We start from the raw sequence: 15,973 nt of genomic DNA on the forward strand, positions 1-15,973 counted from the left end.
GGGGGGGCCCCCCCCCCCCACTTCTGTCCACGGGCGGCACGTGGGCACTCCCGGCAGGCGGGTCGCGCCGTGCGGACGTGGCCGCCGACGGCGGGCGCGGGCGGGGTGTCACAGGGGCGAGGCAGAATCACGTCCGTGCTGGTGGCGGTGGTCTCGGACGAGCGGGGCGGGGGAGTGCTGTGCCCGCTGCGGCCCGACGGGCTGCCCGCCGGGCCCGCCGAGCCGGTCGCCGATCTGGCCGCCGCCGTCGCGGCCCGCGAGGCCGCCCACCGGCCGCGCTGGGTGTGGGCGTCCGGCGCGACGGTCTACCCCGCGCTGCTGCGCGCCGGGGTGCGGGTGGAGCGCTGCCATGACGTGGAGCTGACCGAGGCACTGTTGCTCGGGCACGGCGGCCGCTGGGGCGAGCCCCGCTCGCTCGCCGCGGCCTGGGCCCGGCTCACCGGCGCGCCGGTGCCGGCCGACCCGCCGCCGCGCCCGGCCGCGCCCCCCGGCCACGGCCAGAGCGCGCTCTTCGACGCCCTGCCCGGCCCGCCGGGGCCCGGCATCGAGGCCCTGACCCGGGTGTACGCGGACCAGCTCGCCCGGATCGCCGCGACCGAGCACCCCGGCCGGTTCCGGTTGCTGGTCGCCGCCGAGTCGGCCGGCGCGCTCATCGCGGTGGAGATGGGCGCGGCCGGGCTGCCCTGGCGGGCCGACGTGCACGACGAGATCCTCGCCGAGCTGCTCGGCGAGCCGTCCCCGGTCGGTGGCCCGCCCCGGCGGCTGGCCGAGCTGGCCGCCCGGATCGCCGCCGCGTTCGGCGTACGCCAGTTGCACGCCGACTCCCCGGCGGAGCTGTTGCGGGCGTTCGCGCGGGCCGGCGTGGAGCTGCCCAACACGCGGGCCTGGGTGCTGCGCGGGGTGGACCACCCGGCGGTGCCGCTGGTCCTGGAATACAAGGAGCTCTACCGCATCTGGACGGCGCACGGCTGGGCCTGGCGCGACGCCTGGGTGCGCGACGGGCGGTTCCAGCCGGAGTACGTGCCGGGCGGGGTGGTCTCCGGTCGCTGGGCCACCCGGGGCGGCGGCGCGTTGCAGATCCCGAAGGTGATCCGGCGGGCGGTGGTCGCCGACCCGGGCTGGCGGTTCGTGGTCGCCGACGCCGGCCAGTTGGAGCCGAGGGTGCTCGCCGCGGTCTCCGGCGACGCCCGGCTGGCGGCGGCCGGTGGGGCCGGCGACCTCTACGCCGCCCTCGCCCAGGACGCCTTCGGCGGCGACCGGGCCCGGGCCAAGGTGGCCCTGCTCGGGGCCATGTACGGGCAGACCGGCGGGTCGGCGGTGCCGGCGCTGGCGGTGCTGCGCCGCAGCTACCCGACCGCCTTCGGCTACGTGGAGGCCGCCGCGCGCACGGGCGAGGCCGGCGGGCTGGTGCGTTCCTGGTTGGGCCGCACCTGTCCGCCGGGCACGGCGGGGTTCGGCGACGGCGAGGAGGCCGACCCCGACAGCGGCGGCGACCCGCAGTCGCCGCGCGCCCGGGCGGCCCGCTCGCGGGGGCGGTTCACCCGCAACTTCGTCATCCAGGCCACCGCCGCCGAGTGGGCCTCGACCCTGCTGGCGACGCTCCGCGCCGAGTTGGCCGGCGCCCGCGCCGAGCTGGTCTTCTTCCAGCACGACGAGGTGATAGTGCACTGCCCGGCGGAGCAGGCCGGCGTGGTCGCCGAGGCGGTCACCCGCGCCGGCGAGCGGGCCGCCGCGCTGCTCTTCGGCGACACCCCGGTCCGCTTCCCGCTGGATCTGTCCGTCGTGGGCTGTTACGCCGACGCGGCGTGACGGGCCTCGGTCAGGAGACGGCGGATCCGGGTCGGCGGCGTTCCACGCCTGACGGGATTCGGCGATCGCGTCCTCGTGCGTCCGCGACCAGTCGGCCAACTGCCGGACGAGGTGGGTCAGACTCTGTAGCCGATCGGTAACAGTTGCACTATTTTCCCTTTTCGCCCCGCTACCCGGCCCGCCCCGTCCTCGTTGCTCCCGATGTCCGTACGACGGAGCGGGCCGTGCCCTCGCGACACGGCCCGCTCCACGGTGGAGGGGGCCCAGCTGAACCGGATCGCAGGAATGATCATCGCCGCGGGCGGGGGACGCCGCATCGGTGGCCCGGAGGCCCTGCTGCACCAGGGGGAGAAGCCCCTGGTGAACCGGATGATCGACACGATGACCGAGGCGGGCTGCGAGCGGATCGTGGTCGTGCTGGGCGCGGCGGCCGACCAGGTCCGCGAGACGGCCGACCTGAGCGGCGTCACGGTGGTGATCAACCGGGCGTGGGGCACCGGCGTCGGCTCGTCCATCCGGGCCGGCCTGGCCGCGCTCGACGACGAGGGGATCGAGGCGGTCGTGGTGGTGCCGGTCGACATGCCCGGCCTGACCGCCACCGCCGTCCGCCGGGTGACCGCGCTGCCGTACCCCGACGTGCTGGTCTGCGCCACGTACGACGGGCTGCGCGGCTACCCGATGCTGTTCGGGCGTCGGCACTGGTCCGGCATCGCCACCCTGGCCAGCGCGGACGTCGGCGCCCGGCCCTACCTGCTGGCGCACAAGGACCAGATCGTCGACATCTCCTGCGACTCGGTCGCCGACGGCAGCCGGGTCGACACTCCGGAGCTGATGGCGCTCTACGGGCTGACCGTCCCGCCCCAGCGCGTCGGCGTCTAGTGGCCCGCCCTTCGACTGTTGGATGGGTGATCCAGGGGGCTGAATTCGTCTCGGATGTGGCAGGGAACGCCCCGTGGGCCCGCATCCGTCGACGAGCGGAAGCACTCACACGTGGGACCCTTTCGAGCTGATGTCGCAGACGATTCACCGCCGTGCAGCGCAGGGCGCGGCCTGGGCACCATCGCCTGATGTCGCCAACGATTCAGCTCGAAAGCGTCCGTACGGCCCGTCGCCTGCGGACCGGCTCGGCAGCCACCACCGCCCCAGGACGCACGGAACACCCGTTCAAGGCTGCGTGGCGAGGCACGAGGTTGCCCTGTCGATGTGCGCTCGACACGCCAGCCGTCGACTCGTCACCGGCTGCTGGATGACGCCGCCACCGGCCGGGCCCGGGGCCTGCCCGCCGCCGAGACGCCCCACAGCACCAGTGCCGCGAGCAGCGCCGCGCCGGGCGCCACGGCCAACCCGTACCGGAGATCGGCCGACACCAGCGGACCGGCGAGCGCGGAGCCGGCGGCGCTGCCGATCACGAACGCCGTGGCCACCCAGGCGAACGCCTCGGCCACCGTCCCCGGCTGCGCCAGCCGCTCGGCGGCGAGGAAGACGGCGGTGAGCACGGGCGGCAGCGCCAATCCGCTGACCACCAGCAGGCCGGCCATCGGCAGCGGGCCGGGGGCGAGCAGCAGCGGCAGGTACCCGACGGTGAGAACGCCGGCCAGCAGCGGCAGCCGCCCCGGCCCGCCGGGCCGGGCCCGGGTGTAGAGCAGCCCGCCGGCCAGCGCGCCCGCCGCCTGTGCCGCGAGCAGCCAGCCGCTGAGCCGCCGGTCGCCGACCGCCTCCGCGTAGCCGGTCACCGCCACCGCGATGCTGCCGACCGCCGCCCCGACGCCGACCACCCCGGCCACCATGGCCGTGAAGCGGGGCACCCGCAGCGGGCCGGCCCAGTGCCGCGCCGCCGGCACCCCGCGCCACGCCCGGACGGCGGGTGCCGTCGCGTACGCCGCGGTGCCGGCGAGCTGCGCCAGCGCGGCGGCGACCAGCCCGGCCGACGGCCCGCCCAGGGTCACCGCGAGCACGGTGACCAGCGGACCCACCACGAAGATGACCTCCTGCACGGCGATGTCGAGGGTGTACGCCGTCGGCACGGCGGTCGCCGGGAGCATGCCGGGCCAGAGGGTGCGCAGGCAGGCCTCCAACGGCGGCGTGCCGAGCCCGGCCACCGCCGCGCCGAGCATCGCGCCCGTCAGGTGCCCGTCGGTCAGCGCCACCGCGCCGAACCCGAGGCCGGAGAGCACGGCCGAACCCCACAGCACCGGCGGCTGCCGCCAGCGGTCCACCGCCCGGGCGAGCAGCGGCGTACCCACCGCCATGCCGGCGGTGTACGCGGCGACGAGCAGCCCGGCGGTGGCCAGACTCAGGGACTGCCGGGCGAACAACAACAGCGCCAGCGGCCCGCTGGCGGTGGGCAGCCGGCCGACCTGGCTGCTGACGAGGACGCGCAGGACCTGGGGTGCGCGCAGCACCATCCGGATCCCGGGATTGTCGACGGACATGAGGCATCGCTCCCGGTGTGCTTCGGGTTGGGGGGAAGAGGCGAGGGAACCGGGAGCGGTTCAGGGAGCGAAGTCGGCCCGCTCGTGGTCGTTGCCGTAGAGCGGCAGCGCGGGCGTGATCCACCGCGCGTACGCGGCAGCGACGGCCTCCACCGGGATCACCCGCCGACGATAACCCATCGGCCGGTCGCCACACCGCCCCGACCGCTCACTCCCGCCGGAGGCGCCGGTGCCCTCGGCGGGCCGACCGGCGTCGCCGACGAGTCTCCACCCGCGACGCCCGGGACCGGCCGGGTCAGCCCTCGATGTTGAATCGCTGCAACACCGACGGGGCGACCAGCCCGAGCGCCGCGAGCACCGAGATCGCCGTCAGCACGGCCCGGACGACGACCACCTCGGTCTTGCTGCCGGCGCGCAGGGCGATCTTGTTGGGCAGGCCGACCGGCATCCACATCCGGCGCTTGATCGGGATCGGCCAGAGGATCGGCACCCCGGCCCTGGTGATCATGTCGCCGAGGATGTGCACGAAGCAGCCGACCCCGACGGCGGTGCCGATCAGCGGGTAACCCCGGCCGCCGGGCAGGTTGGCGAAGGTGAACCAGGCCGCCGCGGCCGACGCGAGGGTCACGATGACCCAGCCGGCCCGCTCCGCCCACTTGTCGAACAGCCCGCGCAGCGCCAGCCCGAACATGAAGAAGAGGATCCCGATCACCGCCCACTTGCCGTACGCGGCGCAGAGCGCGGTGGTGCCCCAGCCGACCAGCAGGGTGAACGGGATGGTGTGGGTCAGCGTCCGGTGGCCGTTGTTGCGGCGCGGGTCCTTGCTGAGCTTCGTGGCGTAGTAGACCCCGAGCGAGATCTTCTCCATCACCTCGGCGATGAAGAGCGAGAACACCCCGAAGGTGCGGGCGACGGTCGCGCCGCCCTGGTTGCGGGTCACCTTGCCGGAGAGGTCGAGATCGGGGAAGAGCGCCCCACCGGCGCAGACCGCGGTGCCGACGGCGAGTTCCAGCGGGGTCTGGTGGTAGTTGGCGAAGTGGTCCAGCGCCCAGGACCCGGCCAGCCACGCCGCCGCGCCGGACAACGCGTGGGACGGTCCCATCATGTCGGCTCACCCTCCCCAGGGATCTTGAGCGCCAAACTACGCCACTGTAGTTCGCCGCCGTGGCGCAGGGGCATCACCCGGACGGTCCACAGGGGGCGGTGCGAGGGAGGGGGCGCGCGGCCCCGCCGGGCCACCAGGAAGTATCGCCGGCCGGCGGGCGGCGTTCTGTCGGCCACGCGACGGTGTGTGCCGAGGGGCGGCGCGGCGCGCCGTGGCCCCGATTCAGCAGGCGGCGCCGCCGACCGCGAGGAGGTTCCCCTCGGGGATGGTGATCTTCCGGCGGGTCTCGCCGAGCCGGGCGGCGGCCCGGCGGGCCTGCGCCGGGCCGTGGTCCCGGCGGGCGGTGGCGTACGTGCCGGCGGTCCGGGCCGCGATCGTGGCCCAGCCGTACCGCCGGCCGACCATCGTGCGGGCCCGCCGGGCCACCCGCCGGGCGAAGACCTCGTCGCCGAGGAGCTGGTCGACCGCGCCGGCGAGGGCGTCCGGGTCGCTGTGCGGGAAGGTCACGCCCGTCACGCCCGGCTCGACGATCTCCGCGAGGCCGCCGGTGCGGGCCACGGCCAGCGGCGCGCCGGCGGCCGCCGCCTCCAGCGCCACCATGCCGAACGGCTCGTAGAGGCTGGGCACCACCGTCGCGTCGGTGGCGCCGAGCACCGCCGGGAGCTGGGTGGCGTCCATGAAGCCGGCGAAGCGTACGGTCTGTCCGAGCGCGAGCCGGCGGGCCTCCTCCTCCAGTTCGGCGCGGTAGGGGCCGTCGCCCGCGATCACCACCCGCAGCCCGGGGTGCCGCTCGCGCAGGTACGGCACGGCGTGCACGAGGTGCTGCACGCCCTTCTCGTAGACGAGCCGGCCGGCGTAGCCGACGAGGGGACCGTCGCCGGCGAACCGGGCCCGGGCCGAGGCGACCGCCCGGGGTCGCGCCCGCCAGGCGCGGTCGTCGACCCCGTTGGGCACCACGTCGATCTGGTCGGCCGGCACGCCGAAGAGCGTGGCGACCTGGTCGCGCATGTATCCCGAGCAGGCGATGACGCGGCCGGACTCGCCGGCGAGCCAGTGTTCGACGCCGTGGATGGTGCGGTTCATCTCCTCGGGCAGCCAGCCCTGGTGTCGGCCGGCCTCGGTGGCGTGGATGGTGCTGACCAGGGGGATGTCGAGGTGTTCGCGCAGGGTCATGGCGGTGTGGGCGACGAGCCAGTCGTGGGCGTGGATGACGTCGTAGGAGCCGGCTTCGGTGGCGCGCAGGGCGGCGCGGGTGAGGGTGTGGTTGAAGGCCATGGTCCAGGCCAGCAGTGAGGAGGTGGCCAGGGGGAAGGTGACGGGGTCCTCGGCGGCGCGGACGACGCGGACGCCGTCGGCGTACTCCTCAAGGGGTGCGCCGTCGGCGTGGCGGGTGACGACGGTGACCTCGTGCCCGGCGGCGGCCAGGGCCACCGACAGGGCGTGCACGTGTCGGCCGAGGCCACCGACCAGCACCGGCGGGTACTCCCAGGAGAGCATCAGCACCCGTTGCGGCCGGGCGGGGTGGATGTCGATCACGTCGGCGTCAGGTGACATGCGGCCCCCTTTGAGTTGTCCCCGAGCGCGCGCGGACCGGCACCTTGGCAGGTGCCCGCCGGACGTCGCGACTGGATCGGGACCCATCCTGCTGGCGGTTGGCTAACCAGCGGAGACGCCGCCGTTGCGGTCGTGTAAAGCGCTACCGACCGGTGCGGCGGGCGCGGAGCACCTCGGCGACCGACCACGCCTGGAACGGGCAACCGGTCGCGCCGTGCGGCGCGAGGCCGTCGGCCGTCTCACTCACCGATCCTAGCCCGTATTCGGTCAGATGGGACTCGATGCCCACGAAAAGGTCGTCGACCGGCATCTTGGCCCGCCGGGCCGCGTCGACGTACGGGCCGAGCAGCCAGGGCCAGACCGTGCCCTGGTGGTAGGCGCCGTCCCGCTCGGCCGGCCCACCCCGGTGCCGACCGACGAACTCCGGCGAGTCGGGGGAGAGGCTGCGCGGGCCCAGCGGGGTGAGCAGCCCGGCGGCGATCCGGCGCAGGGTGGGCTCGTCGGGCTCCAGCGGGGCGTACGGCAGCGACCAGGCCAGTAGCTGGTTGGGGCGGAGCAGGTCGTCGTCGTGGTGCGCGGCCCCACCCAGCGGGTACGCCGGGGCGGGCGCGTCCACCACGTCGTGCAGCCAGCCCGTCGGGGCGGGGAACCGGTCCCGGAACGCGGTGACGGCCCGCTCGTGCAGCCGCCACAGGCCGGTCGCGTCCCGCCCGGCCAGCTCGGTCAGCTCGGCGAGGCCGGCCAGCCCGTTGACCCACAGCGCGTTGACCTCCACCGGCTTGCCGGTGCGTGGCGTGACCGGCACCCCGTACACCCGGGCGTCCATCCAGGTCAGTGCCGTCCCCGGGGTGCCACCCTGGGTGAGCAGGCCGTCGGCCGGGTCGACGGCGATGCCGAACCGGGTGCCGGCCAGGTGCGCGTCGACCACCCCGCGCAGCGCGGGCAGCAGCTCGTCGCCGAGGTCCGTGTCGCCGGTGACGGTGACGTGCCGGCTCACCGCGTGCAGGAACCACAGCGTCGCGTCGACGGTGTTGTACTCCACCCGGCCGGTGTCGGCGGTGTTGGCGAGCATCCCCTCCGACAGCGTCGCCGCGTACGCCCGCAGCAGCTCTCGCCCCTCGTCGGCCCGGTTGGTGCAGAGGAAAAGCCCTTCGTAGGAGATCATCGTGTCCCGCGACCAGGCGCCGAACCACGGGTAGCCGGCCACCACGTCCGGCCCGGTGCCCGTGCGGATCACGAACGCGTCGGCGGCCAGCGCGAGCGTCGCCTCGACCGGGTCGGCCGGCTTCGCCGCCGCCACGACCCGCCGGTTGCGGGACCGGGCCGCCGCGACCACCTCGGTCGCGGGCGGCGGCTCCTCGGCCAGGTCGCCGGCCCAGGCGAGCACCGACACCGTGTCGCCGGGGCGCCCCAGCTCGCCGGAGAAGCGGCCGGCGTACCACAGGTCCTCGTCCGGGTGCAGGCCGCGCGCCGCCTCCTCCCGGTGGTGCGCGCCGAGCCACCACTGGCCCTCCGGGGTCCAGTCCGGTCCGGCGAGCCGGAACCCGCTCTCGACCACCGCGCCGTCGGGCGCCGGCTCCACCCGCGGGGCCGGGCCGTCGGCGCGGCGCTCGCCGTGCGCGTCCCGCCAGGTGCAGACGGCCGCCAGGTCGAGCCGCACCGGCCCGCCGGAGACCAGCCGGTGCACCACCGCGACGCCCGGGCGGCCGCGCGTCATCGCCAGCTCCCGCTCGATCACCACGTCGCCGATCCGCCAGCGCCACCGGGGCAGGCCGTCGGTCAGGTCGAACCGCTCCAGCAGCTCGAAGCCGCGCGGGTCGACGTCGCCGGAGGCCCACTCGTGCGCGCCCAGGCGCACCCGGGCGCCCGAGGGGAGCAGCACGGCCGGGTCCAGGCTCGCCAGTCCCACCCGTCGGGACGCCGGCGTCTCCCCGGCCACCACCAGCAGACCGTGGTAGCGGCGGGTGCGCAGCCCGCTCACCGTGCCGGTGGCGTACCCGCCGAGACCGTCGGTGACCAGCCACTCCCGGGTCGCCCCGCCAGCCAGCTCTCCGCACACCTGCGGACCGAAACCAATGTCGATCAACTTTCCTCCACCAGCGGCGGCGTGCGACAGACCACGACGAGAATGGCCCGTGTGGTGAAGTCCCCCGGCGGCGTCGAAGATGTGCGAGTGATCACCGACGTGCCGCCCACCGACGACCGCGCGCCCGACCCCGAACGGCTCCGGCTGGCTCAGGCCGACGCCGGGGAGCAGGACTGGCGCGCATGGGGTCCCTATCTGTCCGAACGGGCGTGGGGGACGGTACGGGAGGACTACAGCGAGCACGGTACGGCCTGGGACTACTTCCCGCACGACCACGCGCGGTCCCGAGCCTACCGGTGGAGCGAGGACGGGATGGCGGGCGTCTGCGACGACCGGCAGACGTTCTGCTTCGCCCTGGCGCTGTGGAACGGCCAGGACCCGATCCTCAAGGAGCGGATGTTCGGCCTCGGCGGCGACGGCGGCAACCACGGCGAGGACGCCAAGGAGTACTGGTGGTACGAGGACTCCACGCCCACCCACTCCTGGATGCGCTGGCGCTACCACTACCCGCAGGCCGCCTTCCCGTACGACGAGTTGGTCGCGGTGAACGCCCTGCGCGGCCGGGACGACACCGAGTACGAGCTGGTCGACACCGGCATCTTCGACGACGACCGGTACTGGGCGGTGACCGTCGACTATGCCAAGGCGAGCCCGACGGACATGTGCATCGTGATCACGGTCGCCAACCGGGGCGACCGGGCCGCCACCCTGCACGTGCTGCCCACCCTCTGGTTCCGCAACACGTGGGCGTGGGGGCTGCCCGGTGGCGACCGGGTGCCCCGGCTGGTCGGCGACGGTTCCCGCCTGGTGGGGGAGCACCGGGTGCTCGGCCAGCTGCTGCTGGAGGGCGACGGCGAGCCCACCCCGCTGCTCTGTGACAACGACAGCAACGCCGAGCGGCTCTGGGGGCTGCCGGGCCGGTCCCGCTACCCGAAGGACGGCATCAACGACCACGTGGTCGACGGGGCCGCCACGGTCAACCCGGCGCGGGAGGGCACCAAGGGCGCGCTGCACTACGTGCTGGACGTGCCGGCCGGCGCGCAGCGGCGGATCCGGCTGCGGCTGACCCGCACCGCCCCGCCGCCCGGCGGCACCCCGCCCCCGCCGGCGGACCTCGGCGACGGCTTCGACGCGGTCCTCTGGGCCCGGCGGGCGGAGGCGAACCGGTTCTTCGCGGGGGTGATCCCGGCCGCGGCGACGCCGGACGAGGCCCTGGTCGCCCGGCAGGCGATCGCCGGGCTGATGTGGGGCAAGCAGTTCTACCACTTCGACGTCAAGCGCTGGCTGGAGGGCGACCCGGGCTCCGCGCCGCCGTCGGGCCGCCGGCACGGGCGCAACAGCGCCTGGTGGCACATGAACAGCTTCGATGTGATCTCCATGCCGGACCCGTGGGAGTACCCCTGGTACGCGGCGTGGGACCTGGCCTTCCACTGCGTCAGCATCGCCCGGGTCGACCCCGGCTTCGCCAAGGAGCAACTGCTGCTCCTGCTGCGCGAGTGGTACCTGCACCCCAACGGGCAGATCCCGGCGTACGAGTGGGCGTTCGGCGACGTGAACCCGCCGGTGCACGCCTGGGCGGCGCTGAAGGTGTTCGAGATCGACGGCAGCCGGGACCACGACTTCCTGGCCCGGGTGATGCACAAGCTGCTGCTGAACTTCACCTGGTGGGTCAACCGCAAGGACACCGTCGGCAACAACGTCTTCGAGGGGGGCTTCCTCGGGCTGGACAACGTCGGCCCGTTCGACCGCTCGGCGGCGCTGCCGGTGGCCGGGGTGCTGGAGCAGTCCGACGGCACGGCCTGGATGGCGATGTACGCCCTCAACCTGCTGGACATCGCCGTCGTGCTGGCCGAGCACGACCGCACCTGGGTCGACACCGCCACCAAGTTCTTCGAGCACTTCGCCTACATCGCCGCCGCCGCGTACGAGCAGGGGCTGTGGGACGCCGAGGACGCGTTCTTCTACGACGTGCTGCGGCTCGCCGACGGCAGCAAGGTGCCGCTGCGGGTCCGCTCGGTGGTGGGTCTGCTGCCGCTGGCCGCGACCACCAGGCTCACCGCGCGTACCCTGCACCGGCTGCCCGAGCTAAGCGCCCGGCTGCGCTGGTTCCTCACCAACCGCCCCGAGTACGCCGACGTGATCGGGGCCCGGCGGCTCGGTCCCGACGGCCGCCAACACCGGCTGCTGTCCATGGTCGGCCCGGAGCAGATCGTCCGGCTGCTGGCCCGGATGCTCGACCCCGACGAGTTCCTCTCCGAGTACGGCCTGCGCACGCTGTCCCGGGCGCATCTGGACAAGCCGTTCTCGGTGACCCTCGGCGGTCAGGAGTTCAGCGTCGGCTACGAGCCGGCCGAGTCGACCAGCGGCCTGTTCGGGGGTAACTCCAACTGGCGCGGCCCGATCTGGATGCCGACCAACTTCCTGCTGATCAGCGCGCTGCGCGACTACGCGGCCTTCTTTGGCGACGACCTGCAGGTGGAGTACCCGACCCGCTCGGGGGTGAAGCGGACCCTCGACGAGATCGCCGACGACCTCTCCGCGCGGCTGATCTCGCTGTTCACCCGCGACGGCTGGGGCCGACGGCCGATCTACGGCGCGGCCCAGCTCTTCCAGACCCACCCGGACTGGCGGGACCTGATCTGCTTCCCCGAGTACTTCCACGGCGACAACGGCGCCGGCCTGGGCGCCTGGCACCAGACCGGCTGGACGGCGCTGGTCGCCGACCTGATCCTCACGCTGCGCCGCTGACCCCGTCCCCGCCGCCACCGCACCGACCCCCGCCCACCGGTCGCCCGCCAGCTCGGCGGAGAGTCGCCAATCCGTCGCGGAACGGTCGGAAGTGGTGACGGTCAGTAGCATCGACCGGGTGTCGCCAGCAGAGGGAGCAGACGCCGTCGAGCGGGACCGCGTGGTCGCGGCCGCCCGCGAGCTGGCCGAGGCCGAGGGGTGGGCGGCGGCGACCCACCGCCGCCTGGCCGAGCGCGCCGGGGTCGACATCGAGGCTCTCTACCGCCGCTTCCCGGACCCGGCCGCGCTCATGTCCGCCGTGGCGGTGCAGGGTTTCGCCGACCTGGCCGCCGCGCTCGCCGCCGCCCGCGCCGGTGCCGGCGACCGCGTGGGCTGGCCGGCCGTGGTGAGCGCCTACCTGGACTTCGCGTACGCCAATCCCGAGGTGTACGACGCGATGCTCGCCCACACCGCGGACCTCACCCTCGGTCGCGACCCGGCGCCGGGCGCGCCGCGGGCCGCCTTCGCCGAGCTGCGCGCCGCCGTGGCGCCGCTGGCGGCCGGCCGCGACCCGGACACGCTCGCCGAACTCGGCTGGGCGCTGCTGCACGGCATGGTGATGCTGACCCGGGGCGGGCGGCTGCGCCCGGACACGCAGGAGCAGCGGGAGGAGATGGCCGTCGCCCGGCTGCTCGCCGGACCGTGACCCCGCCGCCACCGGCTGCTCCTGCCTGCTGGTGATGCCGGCTCTGCGGGCGGGGCGCCCCGACGGAACCCGGATGACCCGACCGGCGGCGCCCAGTACCGTGGCTGCGGCCGTCGACGGGAGGAGCAGCCATGGGGGACACGACGCGCCGGCGCGACGGGCAGGTGCTCGTCTTCGACGCCGACGACACGCTCTGGGAGAACAACGTCCTGTTCGAGCGGGTGATCGACGACTTCCTGGAGTGGCTGGACCACCCGACCCTCGACCGGGCCGAGACCCGTGCCATCCTCGACGACATCGAGCGGGCCAACGCGGTCGCCCACGGTTACGGCAGCAAGGTGTTCCTGCGCAGCCTGGCGGAGTGCCTGGAGCGGTTGCGCCGGCGGCCCGCCACGGAGGCGGAGCGGCGCGAGATCGAGGGCCTCGCGGCGGCGCTGGTCGAGCACCGGGTCGAGCTGATGCCCGGCGTCGCCGAGGCGCTGGACGAGCTGGCCACCCGGCACGAGCTGCTGCTGCTGACCAAGGGCGACCGCGAGGAGCAGCAGCGCAAGCTCGACGCCTGCGGGCTGCTGCACCACTTCCGGGCCGCGCACATCGTGCGGGAGAAGGACGTCGACACCTACCGGTGGCTGGCCCGGGAGCACGCCCTCGACCCGGCGGTCACCTGGATGGTCGGCAACTCCCCGAAGTCCGACATCCTGCCCGCCCGCGCCGCCGGCATGAACGCCGTGTTCATCCCCAACGACAACACCTGGGTGCTGGAGCAGGACGAGCTGGACCCGACCGACCCGGGCGTGCTGCGGCTGTCCGCCTTCCCCGAACTGCTGCTCCACTTCTGAGCCGGATCACCGCACCCCGGCGGCGGACCGCGTCTCCGGGGCGAACTCGACGTATTCGATGGTGGCCCCGGCGGGATGCCGCACGGTCATGTTGCGCCCGGTGGGTACGTCGTTCGGGCCGTCGAGGATCTCCCCGCCGTGCTCCTCGGTGATCCGAAGCGGCTCGTCGAGCGAGGCCACGATCGCGGTGGCGTGGGTGCCCCGGTACGGCGCCAGCGCCGCCTCGCTCCCGCCGAGGATCAGATACCCGCCGACGGTGGCGAGTTCCAGGTCCCGGTAGGTGAAGCGGAGCTTCGGCTGTTCCCCGGTGAGCCGGACGAACGTCGGCAGTGCGGTGTCGAGGTCTTCGACGTAGACCCGGGCGTAGGTGGCGAGCGTCGGCATGGCACTCCTAGATCATTTCGACTTTCCCGAAACGTTGTACTGAGGTGGCATGCTAGGGGCCGATGCGGACGAGGACAAGGGAGGGTTTCGATGCGGCCGTTGTCGCAGCCGAAGCGGGAGGACCTCGAGCTGGCCGCGGTGCTGCACGCGCTGGGCGATCCGGTGCGCCTCGACCTGCTCCGCCGCATGGACCGCGACGGTGAGTGCATGTGCAGCCCGGCCGGTGTGAACGTGCCCCGCTCGACCCTGTCCAACCACTGGCGGATCCTGCGCGAGGCCGGCATCACCTCGACCGTGGCCGTCGGGAAGGAGCGGCGGATGACGCTCCGCCGCGACGACCTCGACGCCCGCTTTCCCGGACTCCTCGACGCCGTCCTCGGCCAGGGCACGCGTGCGACCGCGCCGAGCCAACCACCGCCGACGCCGAAAACCGCACCAGGATCCCGCTGATCCGGCTCGCGTCCGCCCGTTCGTCCGGCCCGCGTCCGCTGCGCCGTACGCTGGTCGCTGGCGGCGGCACGGGCACCTCGACGCAGTGGTCGCCTCGACGGGGAACAGCGCTGGCCCGCGGGGCCGTGTTACGTCGACATGCCGCTTTTTCACCTTGACATCAATCACGCTCGCCCGGCCCCGGTTCGTCCTTGTCCGGCCCGCGAACGCGCGCCTAACCTGATCCGGCGCTCACGGCTCTTCGGGGTGAGTCGGGGGCGTGCCGAAGTCCGGTAGTTGGGCACCGTGGAGCTGAGTGCAGGCGGCAGGCTCGCCGCGTTGGGCCCGGCGTGGGCGGCGTGCCACGCCCGCGGGCTCATGCGGCGAAGTCCGCTACCACGCCGGACGGCTGGGGGTCAGGGCCGGGGAGTTGCGGACCCGGTCCTGACCCGCCCGGCAGGTGACAGGCCGACCCCGGCCTTACACGAAGGGGCCAGGGGAACCATGCTGCCAGGGAACTGCGGGAACGTGCGCCGGCTGCCAGGACGCGCGGCGTGAACCGGAGAGGTCTGCTGCTTGCCGCCGCGGGCGCGGCGGCATCCGCCGTCGTCGCCCCCGCGGCGCGCGCCGCCGCGGCCCCCGCGGTCGTGGCAACCCCGGACACCTGGAGCAGCACCACGACCGTGGCCCGCTACCCGAGCGACCGGCGCATGTGGGTGGACCCGAACAACCGCGCCGCCAAGCTGCGGACGCTGCCGGTGGAGTGCCGGCAGGTCATCGTCGTCGGCGGCGCCAGCTACACCACCACCTACGCGACCCTGGAGACGTACGCCAAGGTGCTGGGCCACTGGCGGCGGGTCTCGGCCGTGCTGCCCGCCCGGGTCGGCTCGAAGGGGTTCAGCGACAACCACGTGGAAGGGGTGCCGACCACCCCGACCGGGGTCTACTCGATCGGCCCGACCATGTACGGCATCGCGGCCAACCCGGGCGTGCGCTACCCGTACCACCGCCTGGTCAGCGGCGACTGGTGGAACGAGAACCCGGACTCCCCGCTCTACAACACCTTCCAGCACAGCGCCACCAACCCCGGCGGCTACAGCGAGGCGCTGTGGCGGGAGACGCCCGCGTACACGCACTTCGCGGTGATCACCTACAACATGCCGCCGAACGTGGCGAAGCCCGTGCCGAACGCGGGCAGCGGCATCTTCCTGCACGAGTTCAGCACGAGCGGCGGCAACGCCACCGCCGGCTGCGTCAGCCTCTCGCACACCAACCTGGTGGCCGTGCTGCGGTGGCTCAACCCGGCGCTGTCCCCGCGCATCGTGATCAGCCCGTACGCGAACCTCGACCGCTACTGAGATGAGCGGTTGGGTCGACGTCTACCAGCGCGACGACGGCCGCCTCTACGTGTCCAGCCACTCCCGCGTCCTGGGCGGCCCGAGGGTGGTGAACGGCTGGTGCGAGGCAATCGCCGGCGACGTGGCCGACGGCCGGCTCGGCGCGCTGGTGTGCGACGGCCTGCGGGCCGGCGAGAAGCCGTTGCGGGACGTCACGGCGGCCGACGTGCGGGAGTTCCTGCGCCCGCTGCTGGCGTTGGCGCAGGTCAGTTCCGTCGCGGACTTCGCGCGGGGCGCCCAGGCGGTGGGCGTCGAGCGGGACGCCTCCGGCGCCTACGTGGTCGTCGCCAGCGAGAACCGGGGCGCCGGCCTCGGGTTCGTGTTCACGGACACCACGATCGTCGTCCCGGCGGAGGCCGTCGCCGACGAGATCGGCAGGGCCGTGCGGCGAGGGCTCGCCTCCTCCTGCGACCTCGGGAGACGACGACACCGCCGTTGACGCCGGTTCGACCCGAGCACCCCGCGCGGGTCTTCCGGTCCACCGGGCTCGGGCCGGCGAGCCCCA

The 15,973-nt window shown here is 74.3% G+C and carries 13 protein-coding genes; 8 read left to right on the forward strand and 5 right to left on the reverse strand.

Features of this window, described 5'->3' with window-relative positions; translation table 11 throughout:
- The first annotated feature begins 135 nt into the window (after nucleotides 1–135).
- Nucleotides 136–1,809, forward strand: a complete 1,674-nt coding sequence (locus ACSNOB_RS10190; protein WP_436686363.1) for a bifunctional 3'-5' exonuclease/DNA polymerase — start codon at nucleotides 136–138, stop codon at nucleotides 1,807–1,809.
- 285 nt (nucleotides 1,810–2,094) lie between these two features.
- Entirely contained in the window at nucleotides 2,095–2,688 is a 594-nt protein-coding gene (locus tag ACSNOB_RS10195) for a nucleotidyltransferase family protein (protein WP_393103976.1), read from the forward strand.
- 353 nt (nucleotides 2,689–3,041) lie between these two features.
- Here the strand turns inward: ACSNOB_RS10195 and ACSNOB_RS10200 are convergent, their stop codons facing one another.
- From ACSNOB_RS10200 to ACSNOB_RS10215, 4 genes are all read right to left on the reverse strand, one after another.
- On the reverse strand, nucleotides 3,042–4,241 hold the full coding sequence (locus ACSNOB_RS10200; RefSeq protein WP_436686364.1) for an MFS transporter: 1,200 nt from the start codon (nucleotides 4,239–4,241) through the stop codon (nucleotides 3,042–3,044).
- Nucleotides 4,242–4,536: 295 nt separating this feature from the next.
- A complete protein-coding gene (locus ACSNOB_RS10205; RefSeq protein ID WP_393103992.1) occupies nucleotides 4,537–5,346 on the reverse strand; it encodes a metal-dependent hydrolase in 810 nt (269 codons plus the stop codon).
- Nucleotides 5,347–5,568: 222 nt separating this feature from the next.
- Nucleotides 5,569–6,900, reverse strand: coding sequence for a glycosyltransferase family 4 protein (locus ACSNOB_RS10210; RefSeq protein ID WP_436686365.1), 1,332 nt, complete (start codon nucleotides 6,898–6,900; stop codon nucleotides 5,569–5,571).
- 142 nt (nucleotides 6,901–7,042) lie between these two features.
- A complete protein-coding gene (locus ACSNOB_RS10215) occupies nucleotides 7,043–8,986 on the reverse strand; it encodes an amylo-alpha-1,6-glucosidase (protein WP_436686366.1) in 1,944 nt (647 codons plus the stop codon).
- 42 nt (nucleotides 8,987–9,028) lie between these two features.
- Here ACSNOB_RS10215 and ACSNOB_RS10220 point away from each other — a divergent pair, with 42 nt between their 5' ends.
- The 3 genes from ACSNOB_RS10220 to ACSNOB_RS10230 all read left to right on the forward strand — a co-directional run bounded on the left by ACSNOB_RS10220 (nucleotide 9,029) and on the right by ACSNOB_RS10230 (nucleotide 13,258).
- Nucleotides 9,029–11,734, forward strand: a complete 2,706-nt coding sequence (locus ACSNOB_RS10220; RefSeq protein ID WP_436686367.1) for an MGH1-like glycoside hydrolase domain-containing protein — start codon at nucleotides 9,029–9,031, stop codon at nucleotides 11,732–11,734.
- Nucleotides 11,735–11,852: 118 nt separating this feature from the next.
- Nucleotides 11,853–12,419, forward strand: a complete 567-nt coding sequence (locus tag ACSNOB_RS10225; protein WP_436686368.1) for a TetR/AcrR family transcriptional regulator — start codon at nucleotides 11,853–11,855, stop codon at nucleotides 12,417–12,419.
- 131 nt (nucleotides 12,420–12,550) lie between these two features.
- Nucleotides 12,551–13,258 carry an HAD family hydrolase gene (locus tag ACSNOB_RS10230; RefSeq protein ID WP_436686369.1) on the forward strand — a complete coding sequence of 236 codons (708 nt, stop codon included), beginning with the start codon at nucleotides 12,551–12,553 and terminating at the stop codon, nucleotides 13,256–13,258.
- Between the two features lie 6 nt (nucleotides 13,259–13,264).
- On the opposite strand, the gene ACSNOB_RS10235 is transcribed toward ACSNOB_RS10230, so the two are convergent.
- A complete protein-coding gene (locus tag ACSNOB_RS10235; RefSeq protein WP_436686371.1) occupies nucleotides 13,265–13,642 on the reverse strand; it encodes a VOC family protein in 378 nt (125 codons plus the stop codon).
- Between the two features lie 90 nt (nucleotides 13,643–13,732).
- Here ACSNOB_RS10235 and ACSNOB_RS10240 point away from each other — a divergent pair, with 90 nt between their 5' ends.
- The 3 genes from ACSNOB_RS10240 to ACSNOB_RS10250 all read left to right on the forward strand — a co-directional run bounded on the left by ACSNOB_RS10240 (nucleotide 13,733) and on the right by ACSNOB_RS10250 (nucleotide 15,907).
- Nucleotides 13,733–14,092 carry an ArsR/SmtB family transcription factor gene (locus ACSNOB_RS10240; protein ID WP_436686372.1) on the forward strand — a complete coding sequence of 120 codons (360 nt, stop codon included), beginning with the start codon at nucleotides 13,733–13,735 and terminating at the stop codon, nucleotides 14,090–14,092.
- A gap of 533 nt (nucleotides 14,093–14,625) precedes the next feature.
- The gene (locus ACSNOB_RS10245; protein WP_436686373.1) at nucleotides 14,626–15,429 is read left to right on the forward strand and encodes a L,D-transpeptidase family protein; all 804 of its coding nucleotides are present in this window, start codon (nucleotides 14,626–14,628) and stop codon (nucleotides 15,427–15,429) included.
- A 1-nt stretch (nucleotide 15,430) separates the two neighbouring features.
- On the forward strand, nucleotides 15,431–15,907 hold the full coding sequence (locus ACSNOB_RS10250) for a hypothetical protein (RefSeq protein ID WP_436686374.1): 477 nt from the start codon (nucleotides 15,431–15,433) through the stop codon (nucleotides 15,905–15,907).
- Nucleotides 15,908–15,973 lie beyond the last annotated feature (66 nt).

Source organism: Micromonospora sp. URMC 106 (assembly GCF_051386395.1).
Taxonomy (GTDB): domain Bacteria; phylum Actinomycetota; class Actinomycetes; order Mycobacteriales; family Micromonosporaceae; genus Micromonospora.

Coding starts and splice junctions, on each gene's coding strand:
- ACSNOB_RS10195 (WP_393103976.1), top strand. CDS start 2,095: ATGATCATCGCCGCGGGCGGGGGACGCCGCATCGGTGGCCCGGAGGCC.
- ACSNOB_RS10200 (WP_436686364.1), bottom strand. CDS start 4,241: ATGTCCGTCGACAATCCCGGGATCCGGATGGTGCTGCGCGCACCCCAG.
- ACSNOB_RS10205 (WP_393103992.1), bottom strand. CDS start 5,346: ATGATGGGACCGTCCCACGCGTTGTCCGGCGCGGCGGCGTGGCTGGCC.
- ACSNOB_RS10210 (WP_436686365.1), bottom strand. CDS start 6,900: ATGTCACCTGACGCCGACGTGATCGACATCCACCCCGCCCGGCCGCAA.
- ACSNOB_RS10220 (WP_436686367.1), top strand. CDS start 9,029: ATGGCCCGTGTGGTGAAGTCCCCCGGCGGCGTCGAAGATGTGCGAGTG.
- ACSNOB_RS10230 (WP_436686369.1), top strand. CDS start 12,551: ATGGGGGACACGACGCGCCGGCGCGACGGGCAGGTGCTCGTCTTCGAC.
- ACSNOB_RS10235 (WP_436686371.1), bottom strand. CDS start 13,642: ATGCCGACGCTCGCCACCTACGCCCGGGTCTACGTCGAAGACCTCGAC.
- ACSNOB_RS10240 (WP_436686372.1), top strand. CDS start 13,733: ATGCGGCCGTTGTCGCAGCCGAAGCGGGAGGACCTCGAGCTGGCCGCG.
- ACSNOB_RS10250 (WP_436686374.1), top strand. CDS start 15,431: ATGAGCGGTTGGGTCGACGTCTACCAGCGCGACGACGGCCGCCTCTAC.